Below are 16,648 nucleotides of genomic sequence, written 5' to 3'. Positions count from 1 at the left end.
CCAGAATGTCGAACATGATGAAGGCGCTGGTGAAGGCCAAGGCCGAGCCGGGCATCTGGATGGAAGAGGTGCCGGTGCCTGAAATCGGCCCCAACGACGTGCTGATCAAGGTCAAGAAGACCGCGATCTGCGGCACCGACGTCCACATCTACAACTGGGACCAGTGGGCGCAGAAGACCGTGCCGGTGCCGATGGTGACGGGTCACGAATTCGTCGGCACGGTTGCCGACTACGGCGCGGCGGTCACCGAATACAAGGTCGGCCAGCGCGTTTCGGGCGAGGGCCATATCGTCTGCGGTCATTGCCGCAACTGCCGCGCTGGCAGGGGGCATTTGTGCCGCAACACGCTCGGCGTCGGCGTCAACCGTCCGGGCGCTTTTGGCGAATACATGGCGATCCCGCAGCATAATGTCGTGCCCATCCCCGACGACGTGCCCGACGAGATCGCCGCGATCTTCGATCCATTGGGCAATGCCGTCCACACGGCATTGTCCTTCGATCTGGTCGGCGAGGACGTGCTGGTCACCGGAGCCGGACCCATCGGCATTATGGGCGCGCTCGTGGCGCAATGCGTCGGCGCGCGCAAAGTCGTCATCACCGACATCAATCCGGTCAGGCTGGATCTGGCGCGCAAGCTCGGTGTCCAACACGTCGTCGACGCCTCGAAGGAGAAGCTGCGCGATGTGATGCCTTCGATCGGCATGACCGAAGGTTTTGACGTCGGGCTTGAGATGTCGGGCGCAGCCCCCGCCTTCCGCGACATGATCGACACCATGAACAATGGCGGCAAGATCGCCATCCTTGGCATCGCGCCAACCGGTTTCGAGATCGACTGGAACAAGGTCATCTTCAAGATGCTGCACCTGAAAGGCATTTACGGGCGTGAGATGTTCGAGACCTGGTACAAGATGATCGCCCTGGTGCAGGGCCCGCTCGATGTTTCGGGGCTCATTACGCATCGGATCGGCATCGACGATTTTCAGATTGGGTTCGACGCGATGCGGAGCGGGAGCTCGGGCAAGGTGGTGATGGATTGGTAGTTCATTAGAAATGCCGGCGGGACAGCACCCCCCTCTGGCCTGCCGGCCATCTCCCCCGCAAGGGGGGAGATTGTCTGTTTCAACGCCTCGCCATTTCTGCAACGGATGGGATTGGCGAAAGTCTTCGCGAAGTCCGATCTCCCCCCTTGCGGGGGAGATGTCCGGCAGGACAGAGGGGGGTGTGAAGGATCGCTACGCTGCGGATAACGCTCCCTCCAGCGCGGCCACTCCGCTAATAATCGCCGCCCGCTCCTCCACACTCAGCTTCTCCAGCAACTCCCTTTCGAACGCCTTCGCCAGCGGCACCATTTCGCGATAGGCGGCAAGCCCCGCCTTGGTCAGCGTCAGGTGCTCGACGCGGCGGTCCTTCTCGTCCGCCATCCGCGTCAACCATCGCCGCCGTTCGAGCTCGGCCACTGCCCGCGACACCTTGGTCTTGTGCATGGCCGACTGCTCGCCGAGCTCCGTCGCAGTCATCGTGCCGAGTTGGCCGAGGCCCGACAGCGTGCGCCATTCCGGCCGCGTCAGCCCGTGGCGCTCCCTGTAGATCTTCGAGAATTCGCGGCTCACGGTGTCGGCCAGCCGGTAGAGGCGGTAGGGCAGGAAGCTTTCCAACTCCAGGATTTCCGGTTCCATCAGGCCCACCATCGACAATCGTTCGCCGTTGATAGTTACATTTTCAATGGTTACAGATGAAACCAGTTTGGTCAACATCCGCGAAACCGTACGCTCTGGATGATGCGGCTGGCGGACAATCTGCGAGGAGGAAGCGATGGCCTTTTCCTACATGCCGGGCTTCGGCAACGATTTTGAGACCGAGACGCTGCCAGGCTCGCTGCCGCAGGGACGCAACTCGCCGCAGCGGCCGGCCTACGGCCTCTATGCCGAGCAGCTTTCGGGCTCGCCCTTCACCGCGCCGCGCGGTACCAATGAGCGCTCCTGGCTTTATCGCATCCGCCCGAGCGTCCGGCACACCGGCCGCTTCAACGGCGTGAGCTATCCCAGGTGGAAGACCGCCCCCAACATCGGCGATCATGAGCTGGCGCTCGGCCAGTATCGCTGGAATCCGGTGCCGATGCCCACCGAGCCGACCGACTTCATTTCCGGCATGCGCACCATGACCACGGCCGGCGACGCCGTCGGCCAGTCGGGCATGGCGGCGCATGTCTATGTCGCCAACCGCGATATGGTCGACGACCACTTCTTTAATGCCGACGGCGAGCTCATGATCGTGCCGCAGGTCGGCGCGCTGCGCTTCGTCACCGAGATGGGCGTCATCGAGCTCAGGCCCGGCGAGATCGCCGTGCTGCCGCGCGGCCTCGTCTTCAAGGTCGAGCTCGCGGACAAGGAGGCGCGCGGCTATGTCTGCGAGAACTATGGCGCGAAGTTCACCATGCCCGATCGTGGGCCTATCGGCGCCAATTGCCTCGCCAATCCGCGCGACTTCAAGACGCCCTGCGCCTGGTTCGAGGAAAAGGAAACGCCCTGCCGGCTGATCGTCAAATGGTGCGGCACTTTCCATGTCACCGAGCTCGGCCACTCGCCGCTGGACGTGGTCGCGTGGCATGGCAACTACGCGCCCTATAAATATGATCTGTCGACCTTTTCGCCGGTCGGCGCCATCCTCTTCGACCACCCCGACCCGTCGATCTTCACCGTGCTGACGGCGCCGAGCGGCGAGGCGGGCACCGCCAATGTCGACTTCGTCATCTTCCCGCCGCGCTGGCTGGTGGCGGAAAACACTTTCCGACCGCCCTGGTACCACCGCAACATCATGAGCGAGTTCATGGGCCTGATCCACGGCCAGTACGATGCCAAGGAGGAAGGGTTTGTTCCCGGCGGCATCAGCCTGCACAACCAGATGCTGGCGCATGGGCCTGATGCGTCCGGCTTCGAGAAAGCCACCCGCGCGGACCTGAAGCCGGTCAAGCTCGACAACACCATGGCTTTCATGTTCGAGACGCGTTTTCCCCAGATGCTGACGCGCTATGCCGCAGAGCTCGACACGCTGCAGGAAAACTACATCGACTGCTGGGCCGACCTGAAGAAGCGTTTCAACGGCACGCCGGAGGGCGACTGGACCTGACCCGCAGTATCAGTGTCAGGAAAACTTGAACGGGCGGCTTGACGATCGCCCGTAACAGCCTTGTTGTGGGGTCAGCGGCATATACCGCGTCAGGAGAGGAAACCGCATGAAGCTTGCCACATTGAAGAACGGGACGCGCGACGGAAAACTGGTCGTGGTCTCGCGCGATCTGACGCGGTTCACCGATGCTTCCTTCCTGGTGCCGACGCTGCAGGCGGCGCTCGACGACTGGCGGCGGATTGCGCCGCATCTCGCGGCGATGGCGGAGTCGCTGGAGACCAACGCCGTGCCCTCGGCGCGCTTCCACGAGCATGACGCGCATTCGCCGCTGCCGCGCGCCTATCAGTGGGCGGACGGCTCGGCCTACGTGAACCATGTCGAGCTGGTGCGCAAAGCGCGCGGCGCCGAGATGCCGGCAAGTTTCTGGACCGACCCGCTGATCTACCAGGGCGGCTCGGATTCCTTCATTGCGCCGCGCGATCCGATCCGCATGGCGGACGAGGCCTTCGGCATCGACATGGAGGCGGAAGTCGCCGTCGTCGTCGACGACTTGCCGATGGGCGCCGGTCTGGACGAGGCGAGGGAGGCGATCCGCCTCGTCATGCTGGTCAACGACGTGACGCTGCGCGCCATCACCGGCCCGGAACTCGCAAAAGGGTTTGGCTTCTTCCAGTCAAAACCGTCTTCGGCTTTCTCGCCGGTCGCGGTCACGCCCGACGAGCTGGGCGACGCCTGGGACGGCGGCAAGGTCAACCTTGCGCTGCTGGTCGACCTCAACGGCAAGCCGTTCGGACGGGCAAATGCCGGCGTCGACATGACTTTCGACTTCCCGGCGCTGATCGTGCACGCCGCAAAGACCCGGCCGCTCGCCGCCGGCACCATCATCGGTTCCGGCACCGTCTCCAACAAGCTCGACGGCGGGCCGGGCAAGCCGGTAGCCGCGGGCGGCGCCGGCTATTCCTGCATCGCCGAGCTGCGCATGATCGAGACCATCGAGGGCGGCGAGCCGAAGACGTCCTTCCTGCATTTCGGCGACACGGTGCGCATCGAAATGAAGGACAAGGCCGGCCATTCGATCTTCGGCGCCATCGAACAGAAGGTCGAGAAATACGAGGGGGAGAAAGGAACCTGAAAGGGTGACCCTGCGCGAGCATCTGCGCCGTATGGCGCGCAACAATTTATGGTCGAACGATCGGCTCTACCGCGCCGTACTGGCGCTCCAGCCCGGCGAGTTCGAGGCCAAGCGCACCAGCTTCTTCCCGTCGATCAAGGAGACGCTCAACCACATCATCGCGGTCGATCGTCTCTATCTCGATTTCCTGACGGATGGCGGACTAGGCACCGCGGCCTACGGCACCTTCGTGCCGTTCGATGATGTGGCAAGCCTGGCGGCGGCACAGGCCGATTTCGACCGTAAGCTCATGGCCTTTTGCGATGGCCTGTCGGAAGCCGATCTCGACCGGCGCGTCATCACCGACCGGCGCGAGGACGGCATGATCCCGGAAAGGATCGGTGACATCCTCGCCCATGTCTTCCTGCACGACATCCACCATCGCGGCCAGGTGCATGCCATGCTTTCCGGCACTTCCGTTCAGCCGCCGCAGCTCGATGAGTTCCTGCTCGATTACGACATCAAGCTGAGGAAAGCGGAGGTTGAGCGGCTGGGGCTGGATGATCAGATCAGCGGAACGTCGTAGGCTGAGAAATGCCGATCCGCGGTGACCATCGTCAGGCCCTCAATTTGAGCCTGCGCGATGAGCAGACGGTCGAATGGATCACGATGATGAAGCGGTAGATGCTCAAGCCTCGCTGCGTGCAATTCATTTATACCGAGGATCGGAATGCCGTTCGACTGCAAGATTTCGACGATGTTGCCTGTGAGCGAGACTTTGCCGAGCGATTTCTTGATGGCGATCTCTGCCACCGAGATGGCGCTGACGATCACTTCCTCGCCCGCGAGAAAAATGTCGCGATGGTGGTCAGAAAGGCGTGAATCCGCGTTGAGTACCCAGAGTAGAATATGGGTATCGACTAGATATTTGCAGCTCATTTAATGTACTCGTCCCATTCGGGACCGAGTTCATCAAAATCATCCGATATCCAGATTTTACCTTTCAGAGCTCCAAACAGGCCTTTGCTCCCGCCAGGCCGAGCAGGGGCGCTCAAGGTTGCCACAATTTCCCCATGCCGGGTCAGATTGATCTTTTCACCAGCTTGGGCACGCTTTACCAACTCTGAGAGCTGGGCCTTTGCTTTCGCCATTGGTATGTTCATTATCGGACCCTTTATGACCATAATTTAGGTCATAATTGGTCGAGTCGCAAGCAGGCCCGGCTTTACGCCGCCTTGCCGCCCACCTTCAGCACGCCGCGCTTGATCTGGTCCTGCTCGATGGATTCGAAAAGCGCGCGGAAATTGCCCTCGCCAAAACCTTCGTCGCCCTTCCTCTGGATGAATTCGAAGAAGATCGGCCCGATTACGGTCTTGGAGAATATCTGCAGCAGGATCTTGGTCGTGCCGCCATCGACGACGCCTTCGCCGTCGATGAGGATACCGTGCTTCTTCATCCGCTCGATCGGCTCGTCATGGCCGTGCACGCGCTCATGCGACATCTCGTAATAGGTGTCGGGCGGGCCGGGCATGAATTTCAGCCCGTTGGCGGCAAGCTTGTCGGTGGCTTCGTAGATCGCGTCGGTGCCGACCGCGATGTGCTGGATGCCTTCGCCATTGTACTTCTTGAGATATTCGGCGATCTGGCTGGTCTCGTCCTTGGACTCGTTCAGCGGAATGCGGATCTTGCCGCAGGGCGAGGTGATCGCGCGGCTGACGAGGCCGGTGATCTTGCCGTCGATGTCGAAGTAATGGATCTGCTTGAAGCCGAACAGGTCGCGATAGAAGTCCCACCACTTGTCCATGTTGCCGCGATAGACATTGTGGGTGAGGTGGTCGAGATAGTAGAAGCCGACGCCTTCCGGCTTCGGGTCGCGCTCGCCTAGCCACTCGAACTCGGCGTCGTAGGCCGAGCCCTTCTCGCCATAGGCTTCGATGAAATAGAGCAGCGACCCGCCGATGCCGACGATGGCCGGCACGTCGAGCGCCTTGTCGGTGCCTTCATAGGGCGTCGCGCCCTTCGATACGGCATGATCGAAGGCATGCTTGGCATCGACCACGCGCCATGCCATCGAGGCGGCACAGGGGCCGTGCTTTTCGACGAACTTCATCGCATGCGAACCGGGCTCGGCATTGACGACGTAGTTGATGTCGCCCTGGCGCCAGACGGTGATATCCTTGGCTCGGTGCTTCGCTACCGCGACATAGCCCATGCGGGTGAAGAGCTCGGCGAGTTTTGCCGGCTCCGAATGCGCGAACTCGACGAACTCGAAACCGTCGGTGCCGGCGGGATTCGTCTTGCTGATCTTGGCGGGCGGGGCGTCGTGCGGGAAGGGGCCCATGGCAGTTCCTCCAAAAACGGTTGAGGCCAAGCTTGGCCAGTTTTGTCGATGATAGCGCGGAGCGGCCGCACGGTGCTTGCATTCAACCGCTTGAAATGTTCTTGATGTGCGCGGACCGTGCATGATCGGAGGAAAATCCATGGAAGATGCGCGCCTCGATCAATTTGACCGCAAGATAATGGCGCTTTTGCAGGATGACGCGCGGCTCACCAACAACGACCTTTCGGAGCGGGTCAACCTGTCGGCATCGCAATGCTCGCGCCGCCGCCAGCGGCTGGAGGAGGATGGCTATATTAAAGGCTACCGCGCCGTGCTCGATCGCGACCGGCTGGGCTTCTCACTGGTCAATGTGATTTCGGTGACCTTGGCCACCCACAACCGCGACAATGCTCGCCGCTTCGGCGAGCTGGTGGCGCGCCTGCCCGAGGTGCAGGAGGCGCACGCGCTGACCGGCGAGATGGATTACATCCTGAAGGTGGTGACGCCCGACCTCAAATCATTGTCGGAGTTCGTCAACGGCGTGCTGTTGCCGCATGAATCCGTGCAGCATGTGAAAACGGCGATCGTGCTGGAGACGCTGAAGGAAACCGGCGCGCTGCCGATTTAATTCAGCGGACCTCGTCGGATATGTTGGAGGGACAGCACCCCTCTCTGGCCTGCCGGCCATCTCCCCCGCAAGGCAGGGCTGTCCGGGGAAAGTTTTTCGGTTGCGAACAGGGCCATGGAGGACTCGCATCGATTGCATTTTTCGAGCTTTGGACCCCAATCGGTGCTCCTTCTTCCGCACCTGCTGCGGCTGGCCGGCAAAAACAATGGACATCGCGCCCATCGAAGGTTGCGAAAGCGCGAGCAAAGACTCGTCTGCGTTGTGCAAAGATTTTCCCCGGACAGCCCTGCCCGCAAGGGGGGAGATTAGCTGTCGCTCGGCTTTCGCCAACCGCCAGCGTTGAATGTGGGAGCCGGCGGCCGACCGCTGATCTCCCCCCTTGCGGGGGAGATGGCCGGCAGGCCAGAGGGGGGTGTGACGGATCGCTAGACTGCGAGATTGGCTGTCAGTCAGACAGCTTCAACCCCTCTCCTGCTGGATCAGACCATAGAGGTTGGTGCAGCGCGCGCCGGAGCGGCAGTAGGCAAACACCGGCCCTTCAAGCTCGTCCAGCGCCTCTGCCTGGTCCTCGACATTGTCCATGGTGATCTGGCCGCTGATCACTGGAATGTAGCGGAAGGCAAGGCCGGCGGCTTCGGCTGCGGCCTTGACGCTGTCGGCCGGAGGCTGGCCCGGCTGCTCGTTGTCCGGCCGGTTGCAGATCACGCTTCTGAAGCCGGCATCCTTGATGGCGGCGATGTCCTCGGGCTGGATCTGGCCGGAGACCGAATAGTCGTCGCTGATCTGGCGGTATTCCATGATCTTATCCTCGCAATCTTCTTTGGCGGCAGTCATGCCACTCCGGGGCAGGGGCGGCAATGCGTGCCGTAGGATTTCTCTGCCAAATAGCGATGCCGGACCGGAAAATCCAACCGGGCCAATTGGCCCGGTTGGATCACGAACCGCTCAACTGCCGAGGATCGCGCCTTTTATCTGCGTGATGTTGTTGTGCATCATGTCGATATAGGTCGAGGCCGGACCGTCGGGCTGGGACAGCGCGTCCGAGTAGAGCGTGCCGCCAACCTTGATGCCGGTTTCGCCGGCGATCTGCTCGATCAGCCGCGGATTGGTGATGTTCTCGACGAAGATCGCCGCCGCCTTGTCCTGTTTCACCTGCTCGACCAGCTTGGCGACGTCGGCGGCCGAAGGCTCGGAATCCGTCGAGATGCCCTGCGGCGCCAGGAACGTCAGGCCATATTCGTGCTCGAAATAGCCGAAGGCGTCATGCGAGGTGATGACCACGCGCTTGGCCTCGGGGATCGACTGGATCGCCGCCCTCACTTCGCCTTCCAGCGCATCGAGCTTCGTGGTGTAGGCCGCGGCGTTGGCCTTGTAGCTCTCGCAGCCTTCGCTGTCCGCCGTGCAGAATGCGTCGGCAATATTCTTCACATAGATCTTGGCGTTGGCGATCGACTGGAAGGCATGCGGGTCGGTGACGGTCTTGCCGCCGGTGTCGGCGCCTTCGGCGGCGTCCGCATCGGCGAATTCCGGCTTGAAGTCGATCGGCGTGACACCCTTGGTCAAGGTGACGATCGAGGCCTTGGTGGCGCTGGCATCGACCAGACGCTGCAGAAAACCTTCGAAATGCAGGCCGTTGACCAGCACCACGTCGGCGCCAGCCATCGCCACCGCGTCGGCGGGGCTCGGCTCATAGACATGCGCGTCGCCGTCCGGCCCGACGATGGTGGTGATGTTGACGCGGTCGCCGCCGACATTTTTCGCAAAATCGGCAATGACGGTGAAGCTCGCCACCACCTTGAGCGGTGCCGCGAAGGCTGAAGACGTCGCGAAGGCGCTTAATGTTATAACGCTCATCGCCAGGGCGGCACGGATGGATTTCAGCATTGCGAAGGTCTCCTTGCTTGGGGATTGGGGTCAGGCGGTCCGGTGGCGGTGGTGCACGATGCGGGCGCGCAACGCGCCGCGCGAGCCGAACATGATCGAGACGAAATAGACGACGCCGGCCGAAAGGATGATCGCCGGGCCGGACGGCAGCGACGCGTGATAGGACAAAAGCAGCCCGGCGATGCAGGAGGCGAAACCGATCAGCACCGCCAGCACGCACATCGGCTCGACGCGCACCGTCCAGAAGCGGGCGGCGGCCGCGGGCAACATCATCAGCCCGACCGACAGCAGCGTGCCCAGTGCCTGGAAGCCGCCGACGAGATTGAGCACGACCAGCCCGAGAAAGATGAAATGCACCGGGCTGCCCATGCGGCTCACCGAGCGCAGGAAGAGCGGGTCGAGGCATTCGGCGACCAGCGCGCGCCAGAAGATGGCAAGGCTGGCCAAGGTCACCACCACGATGCCGCCGATAAGCGACAACGCCTCGTTGTTGAGCGCAAGCACGGTACCGAAGAGCACGTGCATCAGGTCGACGCTGGAGCCCCGGATCGATACCATCAGCACGCCCACCGCAAGCGAGATGAGATAGAAGGCCGCCATCGAGGCGTCCTCGCGTTGGATGGTGAAGCGCGAGACCGCACCGGCGCCGAGCGCGACAATGATGCCGGCAATCAGCCCGCCAATGGTCATCGGCAGGATTTCGAGCCCATAGAGCAGGAAGCCGGCCGCGGCGCCCGGCAGGATGGCATGCGCCATAGCGTCGCCCGAGAGGCTCATGCGCCTCAGCATCAGGAAGACGCCGACCGGGCAGGCGCCGAGCGACAGCATCAGCGAGCCGAACAGTGCCCGCTGCATGAAGGCGAAATCGGCAAAGGGCGCGATGAGCAGGCCGTAGAGGAAATCCATCATGCAGCCCTCGGCCCGGAGCCATGGTCGTGATGGTGGTCTTGCGTGCGCGCGTGATCATGATGGTCGTGATCATGCCCATCGCCATGGCTGTGGTCGTGCTCGCTGGGCTCGCACCAGGGTGCATTCTCCTCCCAGGCCTCGTGAAAACGCCGGGCCTTGAGCAGGTTTTCCGGCCGCAACGTCTCGCGCGTTTCGCCCCAGGCGACAGGCTGGCGGGCGAGCAGCAGCGTCTCTGGGAAATTCTGCCGCACGAGGTCGAGGTCGTGCACGACGACCATGATCGTGCGGTCCTCGCCATGCCAGCGTTTTATCAACTGGATGAGGTCGCCGACGGTCTTGGCGTCGACGGCGTTGAACGGCTCGTCGAGCAGGATGAGGTCGGCGTCCTGCAGCAGCACGCGAGCAAACAGCGTGCGCTGCAGCTGGCCGCCGGAAAGCGTGTCGATCGGCCGCGTCTCGAAGCCGCCGAGCCCGACCGCCATCAGGGCCTTGCTGACGGATTCGCGATCCTCCTTCGTATAACGGCCGAGCATGCCGCGCTTTGGCCAGAGACCCAGCGATACGAGGTCGACGACGCGCGCGGGGAAGCTGCGATCAAGCTCCGACTGCTGCGGCAAGTAAGCGGTGCGCACGCCCGGAGCGCGGACAACCGTGCCCTCCATCGGCTTCAGCACGCCGACAATGCCCTTCATCAGCGTCGACTTGCCCGAGCCGTTGGCGCCGACCACGGCGGTCAGCGAGCCCTTTCTGACGATGCCGTTGAGGTGATGGATGGCGGGATGGCTGTTGTAGCCGAGCGTCAGGTCGCGGAAGGTCAGGCAGGCATTGGTCATCGGACGATCCTGGCGGGCCGTGAAACTCAAGGGGTCTTGTCGATATGTGATGTTATTACATTAGTCAACATGTCGGTCGGGCGGAATTGGTCTCGGGCGGTCAACTCGCCGTGTATAAGCCGGGCCTGGAAGGGCGGTTGGCTCAAGCGGTTTCGCGTCTATCGACCTTGCCCGAAGCCGGCACGGACTCTAAACAGGCGCGACTCCATAACGAAGGAACCTCCCATGAGCATTCGTCGCATCGATGTCGGCCCGCGCATGAGCCAGATCGTCATCCACGGCAACACCGTCTATCTGGCTGGCCAGGTCGGCGAGCCGGGCGGCAATGTCGCCTCGCAGACCCGCGACATCCTGAAGGCCATCGACGAATTGCTGGCCAAGGCCGGCACCGACAAGACCAAGATCGTGCAGGCGATCATCTGGCTGGCCGACATGAGCACCTTCGCCGAAATGAACTCCGAATGGGACAAGTGGGTGCCGAAGGGCCACACGCCCGCCCGCGCCACCGGCGAAGCCAAGCTTGCCGGCCCGGAATATCTGGTCGAGATTATCATTACGGCGGCGATTTAGCGCCGGCCTCGCCTTCTCCCCTTGTGGGAGAAGGTGGCCGCGAAGCGGCCGGATGAGGGGTGTTGGACGGAGCGCGGCGTGGCAAGAGTAAGCGCTTGCGATTCTACGATTTTTTGATGTCGAGCTCCGTCGCGCACCCCTCATCCGTCTCGGCGCTGCGCGCCGATCCACCTTCTCCCACAAGGGGAGAAGGGATGTTGCGCTACCCCTGCGAGGGCGTGAACCGCGCCACCAGCGTGTGGCTTTCCGCCGGATAGATGAACCGCACATGCGTGACTGGATGCTCCGCGCTCCAGGTGCGACGCTCGACCACCAGGCAGGGCGCGCCGGGGTCGATGTCGAGCGCGTCGGCGATGGTGTCGTCTGCGGCCATGGCTCGGATGCGGTGCTCGGCTTCGCTCCACGGCACGCGGCCGATCAGCCAGGGGCCGGGCGCGATTTCGAGGAATTCTTCCCCGGCTGCCTCGGCTACGGCTGAAAGATTGATCAGCCGCTGCTCGAGCGCGAACGGCCGTTCGCCGGCGAAATGCAGGCTTTCCAGCCACAACACCGGACCCGGGACCGCAAGCCCGAGCAGCGACCGGTCCTCGGCGCTGCTGCGCCGTTTCAGCCGTTCCAGCCGCTCGTAGCGATAGGGCAGGCCTAGCGCCTCGACTTCGATCCTGATGTCGTGGAGTTCCAGCACCGCCGCCTGCGACTGCGGCTGGCGCACGAAGCTGCCCGAGCGGCGCCGGCGCTCGATCAGCCCAGCCTTGGCAAGCTGCGACAGCGCCTTGTTCACCGTCATGCGCGAGCATTTGTATTCGGCCGTCAACTCGTGCTCGAACGGAATGCGGTGGCCCGGCGCCCAGGCGCCGGACAGGATTTTCTCGCGGATGTCGGACAGGATGCGCCGATGCAGCGAAATGCTCTCGCCACCTTCCACGTCATCCGTTTCAACCAGGCTCATCGGGCTTTTCCTGCTCAGCCTTGGGAAAGGGCGGTCATCACCGCGCGGAACCGCTGGGCGATCGCTTCGCGCTTCGCGTGCCTGCCGCCGCTCACATGCTTTTTCCCGTGCACCCAGACGCAATCGACCTTGCTGCCATTGGCGAAGATCCAGGCGTCGAGAATCGCATCGCCGGCCTTGCTGGCAAGCGAGGGATGGCTGGCATCGAGCGAAACCAGGTCGGCCGGATTGCCGACAGTGATAGCTGACGGACCAGCGCCGAGCGCCACACTGCCGCCGTCAAGCGCCGCATCGAACAGCGCGCGGCCGGTCGAGCCGCCGGCGCGCGCCAGCACGTTGCGGGCGCGATGGGCAAGGCGCTGCGAATATTCGAGTTGCCTGAGCTCGTCCGGCAGGCCGATCAACACGTTGGAGTCGGAGCCGACGCCGAAGCGTCCGCCCAGTTCGATGAACTGTGGCGCGGCAAAGGTGCCGTCGCCGAGATTGGCCTCGGTGATCGGGCAGAGCCCGGCGATCGCGCCGCTCTTCGCCATAGCGATCGTCTCGGCCTCGGTCATATGCGTGGCGTGGATCAGGCACCAGCGCTGATCCACCTTGGCGTTGGACAGCAGGAATTCGACAGGCCGCGCGCCCGACCAGGCGACGCAATCCTCCACTTCCTTCACCTGCTCGGCGACATGGATGTGGATCGGACCGTCGGGCGCCATCGCCGCGACCGCATTGATTTCGTCCGGGGTCGCGGCGCGCAGGCTGTGCGGCGCGACGCCGACGACCGCTTGCTCCAGCCCAGAGACGCTTTCGAGGCTTTTCTCAAGCAAACGACCGAACGGCTTGACATCATTGATAAATCGCCGCTGTCCATCATTCGGCTCGGCGCCTCCGAAAGCGGAATGGGCGTAGAAGACCGGCAGCAGCGTCAGCCCGATGCCGGTCTCTCCGGCTGCGGCGGCGATCCGCTCCGCCATCTCGGCGATGTTGGCGTAAGGCTTCCCGTCGCGGTCGTGATGGAGATAGTGGAACTCGCCGACGCGCGAGAAGCCCGCCTCCAGCATCTCGACATAAAGCTGCGCCGCGACCGCCTCTACCTGGTCCGGCGTCATCGACAGCGCGAAACGGTACATCACCTCGCGCCAGCTCCAGAAGCTGTCGGCCGAAGGTCCGCGCAATTCGGCCAGCCCCGCCATGCCGCGCTGGAAGGCGTGGCTGTGGAGGTTGGGCATGCCCGGCAGGAGAATCGCGTGCCGGTCGTCGCCGGCCTGCGGCGAGGCGTCAGGCTCGACCTCAGCGATGCGGCCGGCAGCAAAAGCGATCCTCACATTGCCTTGCCAGCCCTCTGGCAGCAGCGCCTGTTCCGCAAAGATCGCCGTCACGTCCAAACTCCCCGAATCTGAATGCCCGAGCGACATTGCCACTTGCGTCGCGCCTCAATATGTATATACATAATCGTCATCCTTTCAAATGGAAAAGATGATGGGTGGAGATAACGGGAAGAGCGGCCTTCGTTTCTGGCGCAATGCGCGGCTGGCGACCATGACCGAGGGTGCGGCCGGTCTAGGCGTCGTTGAAAAAGGCGCGATCGCCGCGCGCGACGGGCTGATTGTCCATGCCGGTCCCGAGGAGGATTTGCCGGCGGCGCTGAGGCAGGGTGGTGAAGCCATCGATTGCGAGGGCCGCTGGATCACGCCCGGCCTGATCGACTGCCACACGCATCTTGTCTATGCCGGCAACCGGGCCAACGAATTCGAAATGCGGCTGGCCGGCGCCACTTATGAAGAAGTGGCCCGCGCTGGGGGCGGCATCGTCTCCTCCGTCAAGTCGCTGCGCGCCGCCAGCGAAGACGAGCTCGTTGCCCAGACGCTGCCACGCCTCGATGCGCTGATCGCCGAAGGTGTCACCACCGTCGAGGTCAAGTCGGGCTATGGCCTCGATGCCGACAATGAGAAGAAATCGCTGCGCGCCGCCCGCCGGCTTGACGGCGAGCGGCCGGTCACGGTTCGCACGACCTGTCTCGCCGCCCACGCGCTGCCGCCCGAGGCCAAGGGCGACAAGGACGCCTTCATCGATCTCGTCGCCGGCACGATCCTGCCTGCCATTGCCGCCGAAGACCTCGCCGATGCCGTCGACGGTTTTTGCGAGGGCATTGCCTTCTCACCGGAGCAGATCGCGCGCGTCTTCGACAAGGCGAAGGCCCTCGGCCTGCCGGTGAAACTCCACGCCGACCAGTTGTCGAACCTGCATGGCGCGGCACTTGCCGCGCGCTATGGCGCGCTGTCGGCCGACCATCTCGAATATACGGACGAGGAGGGCGCCGCGGCGATGGCCAAGGCCGGCACCGTGGCGACGATCCTGCCCGGCGCCTACTATTTCATCCGCGAGACGAAGAAGCCGCCGGTCGACCTGTTCCGCCGCCACGGCGTGAAAATGGCGGTCGCAACCGACAGCAATCCCGGCACCTCGCCGCTGACGTCGCTGCTGCTCACCATGAACATGGCCGCGACGCTCTTTGGCATGACCGTCGACGAATGCCTCGCCGGCGTCACCCGCGAGGCGGCCCGCGCGCTGGGTCTGCTCGACAAGACCGGCACGCTGGAAGCCGGCAAATCGGCCGACCTTGCCATCTGGGACATCGAGCGTCCGGCCGAACTCGTCTACCGCATGGGCTTCAACCCGCTCCATGCCCGCATCTGGAGAGGACAATGACCGAACTGATCCTGAAGCCCGGCAGCGCGACGCTTGCCGACTGGCGAGCCATCTATCGCGGCGCCGTGCCAAAGCTCGACGATGCCTGCCGGCCGAAGATCAAGGCCAGCGCGGAGGCGGTCGCGCGCATCCTCGCCAGGGGCGAGCCGGTCTATGGCATCAACACAGGCTTCGGCAAATTGGCTAGCGTCCGCATCCCGGCAAACGATCTCGAAACGCTCCAGCGCAACATCGTGCTCTCGCATGCCGCGGGCGTCGGCGAGCCGATGCCCGTCGCGGTGGTGCGGCTGATGATGGCGCTGAAGCTTGCCAGCCTCGCCCAGGGCGCGTCCGGTGTAAAGGCCGAGACCATCGATCTGCTTCAAGGGATGCTCGCCAACGACGTCATCCCGGTGGTGCCGGCGCAAGGCTCGGTCGGCGCTTCCGGCGATCTCGCGCCGCTCTCGCATATGACGGCGGTGATGATCGGCGTCGGCGAATGTTTTACGCCGCATGGCCGCTTCCCCGCCAAGGTCGCCTTCGTCTCGCACGGGCTGGAGCCGGTGACGCTCGGCGCCAAGGAGGGTCTCGCGCTGCTCAACGGCACGCAGTTTTCGGCCGCCTTCGCGCTGGCCGGCCTGTTCGAGGCCGAGACGCTTTACCAGTCGGCCCTGGTCGCCGGCGCGCTGTCGACCGACGCCGCCCGTGGCTCCGACGCCCCCTTCGATCCGCGCATTCATTTGCTGCGTAAGCATCGCGGCCAGATCGAGACGGCGGATGCGCTGCGCAACCTGATGGCCGGCAGCGCCATCCGTGAATCGCACCGGGTCGGCGACGAGCGCGTGCAGGACCCCTACTGCCTGCGCTGCCAGCCGCAGGTGATGGGTGCTGCCCTCGACGTGCTGCGCAAAGCGGCCGACACGCTCGAGACTGAAGCCAACGGCGTCACCGACAATCCGCTGATCTTCGCCGAGGACGACACCGCGCTTTCGGGCGGCAATTTCCACGCCGAACCGGTGGCCTTCGCCGCCGACATGATCGCGCTGGCCGTCTGCGAGATCGGCTCGCTGTCAGAGCGGCGCATCGCCATGCTGGTCGATCCGGCGCTCTCCGGCATGCCGGCCTTTTTGACGCCGAAGCCGGGCCTGAATTCCGGTTTCATGATCCCGCAGGTGACCGCGGCCGCCCTTGTTTCGGAAAACAAGCAGAAGGCCTATCCGGCAAGCGTCGATTCGATCCCGACCTCCGCCAACCAGGAAGACCATGTCTCGATGGCCGCGCATGGCGCGCGCCGGCTGCTCGGCATGATCGAGAACGCGACCGCCGTCATCGGCATCGAACTCCTGGCGGCGGCGCAAGGTTGCGATTTCCACGCGCCGCTTGCTTCGAGCGAGGCGCTCGAGTCGGTGCGCAAGCTGGTTCGGGCCGAGGTGCCGCATCTCGACAACGACCGGCATTTCCACCCGGACATGGAAAAGGCGATCGCCATGGTGCGCAGCGGCGCGGCGGTGAATGCGGCAAGTGGGGTGAAGCTGCCGGGAATTGCGTCGTGACATTGAATGCAGCCGTAGGCCGCGTTCTGTCGCGCCCCCCTCTGTCCTGCCGGACATCTCCCCCACCACCAGGGGGGAGATTGGCG

General features: G+C 63.7%; 18 protein-coding genes. 8 read left to right on the top strand and 10 right to left on the bottom strand.

The window, feature by feature from the left end:
* The first annotated feature begins 5 nt into the window (after positions 1 to 5).
* The gene (gene tdh / locus ABID26_RS12150) at positions 6 to 1,040 is read left to right on the top strand and encodes an L-threonine 3-dehydrogenase (RefSeq protein WP_059187497.1); all 1,035 of its coding nucleotides are present in this window, start codon (positions 6 to 8) and stop codon (positions 1,038 to 1,040) included.
* A 192-nt stretch (positions 1,041 to 1,232) separates the two neighbouring features.
* Here tdh and ABID26_RS12145 read toward each other — a convergent pair whose 3' ends face one another.
* Positions 1,233 to 1,676, bottom strand: coding sequence for a MarR family winged helix-turn-helix transcriptional regulator (locus ABID26_RS12145; protein ID WP_292343700.1), 444 nt, complete (start codon positions 1,674 to 1,676; stop codon positions 1,233 to 1,235).
* Positions 1,677 to 1,812: 136 nt separating this feature from the next.
* Between ABID26_RS12145 and hmgA the strand changes: the two genes are divergently transcribed.
* The 3 genes from hmgA (at position 1,813) to ABID26_RS12130 (ending at position 4,823) form a co-directional block, all read left to right on the top strand.
* Positions 1,813 to 3,126 carry a homogentisate 1,2-dioxygenase gene (hmgA, locus tag ABID26_RS12140; protein WP_126100027.1) on the top strand — a complete coding sequence of 438 codons (1,314 nt, stop codon included), beginning with the start codon at positions 1,813 to 1,815 and terminating at the stop codon, positions 3,124 to 3,126.
* A gap of 106 nt (positions 3,127 to 3,232) precedes the next feature.
* Entirely contained in the window at positions 3,233 to 4,258 is a 1,026-nt protein-coding gene (locus tag ABID26_RS12135) for a fumarylacetoacetate hydrolase family protein (protein ID WP_354415520.1), read from the top strand.
* 4 nt (positions 4,259 to 4,262) lie between these two features.
* Complete coding sequence (locus ABID26_RS12130; protein WP_354415517.1) at positions 4,263 to 4,823, top strand: DinB family protein; 561 nt, start codon at positions 4,263 to 4,265, stop codon at positions 4,821 to 4,823.
* Here ABID26_RS12130 and ABID26_RS12125 read toward each other — a convergent pair.
* From ABID26_RS12125 to hppD, 3 genes are all read right to left on the bottom strand, one after another.
* On the bottom strand, positions 4,802 to 5,176 hold the full coding sequence (locus ABID26_RS12125) for a type II toxin-antitoxin system VapC family toxin (RefSeq protein ID WP_292373218.1): 375 nt from the start codon (positions 5,174 to 5,176) through the stop codon (positions 4,802 to 4,804). The genes ABID26_RS12130 and ABID26_RS12125 overlap by 22 nt on opposite strands.
* On the bottom strand, positions 5,173 to 5,388 hold the full coding sequence (locus ABID26_RS12120; protein ID WP_292373216.1) for a type II toxin-antitoxin system Phd/YefM family antitoxin: 216 nt from the start codon (positions 5,386 to 5,388) through the stop codon (positions 5,173 to 5,175). Before ABID26_RS12120 ends, ABID26_RS12125 begins: the two co-directional genes overlap by 4 nt.
* Before the next feature lie 74 nt (positions 5,389 to 5,462).
* Positions 5,463 to 6,578, bottom strand: coding sequence for a 4-hydroxyphenylpyruvate dioxygenase (hppD, locus tag ABID26_RS12115; protein ID WP_354415512.1), 1,116 nt, complete (start codon positions 6,576 to 6,578; stop codon positions 5,463 to 5,465).
* Between the two features lie 139 nt (positions 6,579 to 6,717).
* On the opposite strand from hppD, the gene ABID26_RS12110 reads away from it, so the two are divergent.
* On the top strand, positions 6,718 to 7,185 hold the full coding sequence (locus ABID26_RS12110; protein ID WP_126100033.1) for an Lrp/AsnC family transcriptional regulator: 468 nt from the start codon (positions 6,718 to 6,720) through the stop codon (positions 7,183 to 7,185).
* Positions 7,186 to 7,644: 459 nt separating this feature from the next.
* Here ABID26_RS12110 and ABID26_RS12105 read toward each other — a convergent pair whose 3' ends face one another.
* The 4 genes from ABID26_RS12105 to aztA form a co-directional block, all read right to left on the bottom strand.
* Positions 7,645 to 7,983 (bottom strand): protein tyrosine phosphatase family protein, encoded by a 339-nt coding sequence (locus tag ABID26_RS12105; RefSeq protein ID WP_126100034.1) that lies wholly within the window; start codon positions 7,981 to 7,983, stop codon positions 7,645 to 7,647.
* Between the two features lie 147 nt (positions 7,984 to 8,130).
* Positions 8,131 to 9,069, bottom strand: coding sequence for a zinc ABC transporter substrate-binding protein AztC (gene aztC, locus ABID26_RS12100; protein ID WP_126100035.1), 939 nt, complete (start codon positions 9,067 to 9,069; stop codon positions 8,131 to 8,133).
* A gap of 30 nt (positions 9,070 to 9,099) precedes the next feature.
* Positions 9,100 to 9,975: a zinc ABC transporter permease AztB gene (gene aztB, locus ABID26_RS12095; protein WP_126102699.1), complete on the bottom strand. Its 876-nt coding sequence runs from the start codon at positions 9,973 to 9,975 to the stop codon at positions 9,100 to 9,102.
* Positions 9,975 to 10,811 (bottom strand): zinc ABC transporter ATP-binding protein AztA, encoded by an 837-nt coding sequence (aztA, locus tag ABID26_RS12090; protein ID WP_126100036.1) that lies wholly within the window; start codon positions 10,809 to 10,811, stop codon positions 9,975 to 9,977. Before aztA ends, aztB begins: the two co-directional genes overlap by 1 nt.
* Before the next feature lie 225 nt (positions 10,812 to 11,036).
* Between aztA and ABID26_RS12085 the strand changes: the two genes are divergently transcribed.
* On the top strand, positions 11,037 to 11,381 hold the full coding sequence (locus ABID26_RS12085; RefSeq protein WP_126100037.1) for a RidA family protein: 345 nt from the start codon (positions 11,037 to 11,039) through the stop codon (positions 11,379 to 11,381).
* 202 nt (positions 11,382 to 11,583) lie between these two features.
* Here ABID26_RS12085 and hutC read toward each other — a convergent pair whose 3' ends face one another.
* Positions 11,584 to 12,330, bottom strand: coding sequence for a histidine utilization repressor (gene hutC, locus ABID26_RS12080; RefSeq protein ID WP_126100039.1), 747 nt, complete (start codon positions 12,328 to 12,330; stop codon positions 11,584 to 11,586).
* 14 nt (positions 12,331 to 12,344) lie between these two features.
* Positions 12,345 to 13,700 carry a formimidoylglutamate deiminase gene (locus tag ABID26_RS12075; protein WP_354415506.1) on the bottom strand — a complete coding sequence of 452 codons (1,356 nt, stop codon included), beginning with the start codon at positions 13,698 to 13,700 and terminating at the stop codon, positions 12,345 to 12,347.
* Positions 13,701 to 13,800: 100 nt separating this feature from the next.
* On the opposite strand from ABID26_RS12075, the gene hutI reads away from it, so the two are divergent.
* Both hutI and hutH read left to right on the top strand, forming a co-directional pair.
* Positions 13,801 to 15,030 (top strand): imidazolonepropionase, encoded by a 1,230-nt coding sequence (gene hutI / locus ABID26_RS12070; protein ID WP_354415503.1) that lies wholly within the window; start codon positions 13,801 to 13,803, stop codon positions 15,028 to 15,030.
* The gene (gene hutH / locus ABID26_RS12065; RefSeq protein ID WP_354415500.1) at positions 15,027 to 16,562 is read left to right on the top strand and encodes a histidine ammonia-lyase; all 1,536 of its coding nucleotides are present in this window, start codon (positions 15,027 to 15,029) and stop codon (positions 16,560 to 16,562) included. Before hutI ends, hutH begins: the two co-directional genes overlap by 4 nt.
* Positions 16,563 to 16,648 lie beyond the last annotated feature (86 nt).

This window comes from Mesorhizobium shonense (assembly GCF_040545255.1).
Taxonomy (GTDB): Bacteria; Pseudomonadota; Alphaproteobacteria; order Rhizobiales; family Rhizobiaceae; genus Mesorhizobium; species Mesorhizobium shonense.
Note: the sequence above shows the minus strand (reverse complement) of the source record. Positions and strands in the feature narration are given on the sequence as shown.

Coding starts and splice junctions, on each gene's coding strand:
- tdh (WP_059187497.1), top strand. CDS start 6: ATGTCGAACATGATGAAGGCGCTGGTGAAGGCCAAGGCCGAGCCGGGC.
- ABID26_RS12145 (WP_292343700.1), bottom strand. CDS start 1,676: ATGGAACCGGAAATCCTGGAGTTGGAAAGCTTCCTGCCCTACCGCCTC.
- hmgA (WP_126100027.1), top strand. CDS start 1,813: ATGGCCTTTTCCTACATGCCGGGCTTCGGCAACGATTTTGAGACCGAG.
- ABID26_RS12135 (WP_354415520.1), top strand. CDS start 3,233: ATGAAGCTTGCCACATTGAAGAACGGGACGCGCGACGGAAAACTGGTC.
- ABID26_RS12125 (WP_292373218.1), bottom strand. CDS start 5,176: ATGAGCTGCAAATATCTAGTCGATACCCATATTCTACTCTGGGTACTC.
- ABID26_RS12120 (WP_292373216.1), bottom strand. CDS start 5,388: ATGGCGAAAGCAAAGGCCCAGCTCTCAGAGTTGGTAAAGCGTGCCCAA.
- hppD (WP_354415512.1), bottom strand. CDS start 6,578: ATGGGCCCCTTCCCGCACGACGCCCCGCCCGCCAAGATCAGCAAGACG.
- ABID26_RS12110 (WP_126100033.1), top strand. CDS start 6,718: ATGGAAGATGCGCGCCTCGATCAATTTGACCGCAAGATAATGGCGCTT.
- ABID26_RS12105 (WP_126100034.1), bottom strand. CDS start 7,983: ATGGAATACCGCCAGATCAGCGACGACTATTCGGTCTCCGGCCAGATC.
- aztC (WP_126100035.1), bottom strand. CDS start 9,069: ATGCTGAAATCCATCCGTGCCGCCCTGGCGATGAGCGTTATAACATTA.
- aztB (WP_126102699.1), bottom strand. CDS start 9,975: ATGGATTTCCTCTACGGCCTGCTCATCGCGCCCTTTGCCGATTTCGCC.
- aztA (WP_126100036.1), bottom strand. CDS start 10,811: ATGACCAATGCCTGCCTGACCTTCCGCGACCTGACGCTCGGCTACAAC.
- ABID26_RS12085 (WP_126100037.1), top strand. CDS start 11,037: ATGAGCATTCGTCGCATCGATGTCGGCCCGCGCATGAGCCAGATCGTC.
- hutC (WP_126100039.1), bottom strand. CDS start 12,330: ATGAGCCTGGTTGAAACGGATGACGTGGAAGGTGGCGAGAGCATTTCG.
- hutI (WP_354415503.1), top strand. CDS start 13,801: ATGGGTGGAGATAACGGGAAGAGCGGCCTTCGTTTCTGGCGCAATGCG.
- hutH (WP_354415500.1), top strand. CDS start 15,027: ATGACCGAACTGATCCTGAAGCCCGGCAGCGCGACGCTTGCCGACTGG.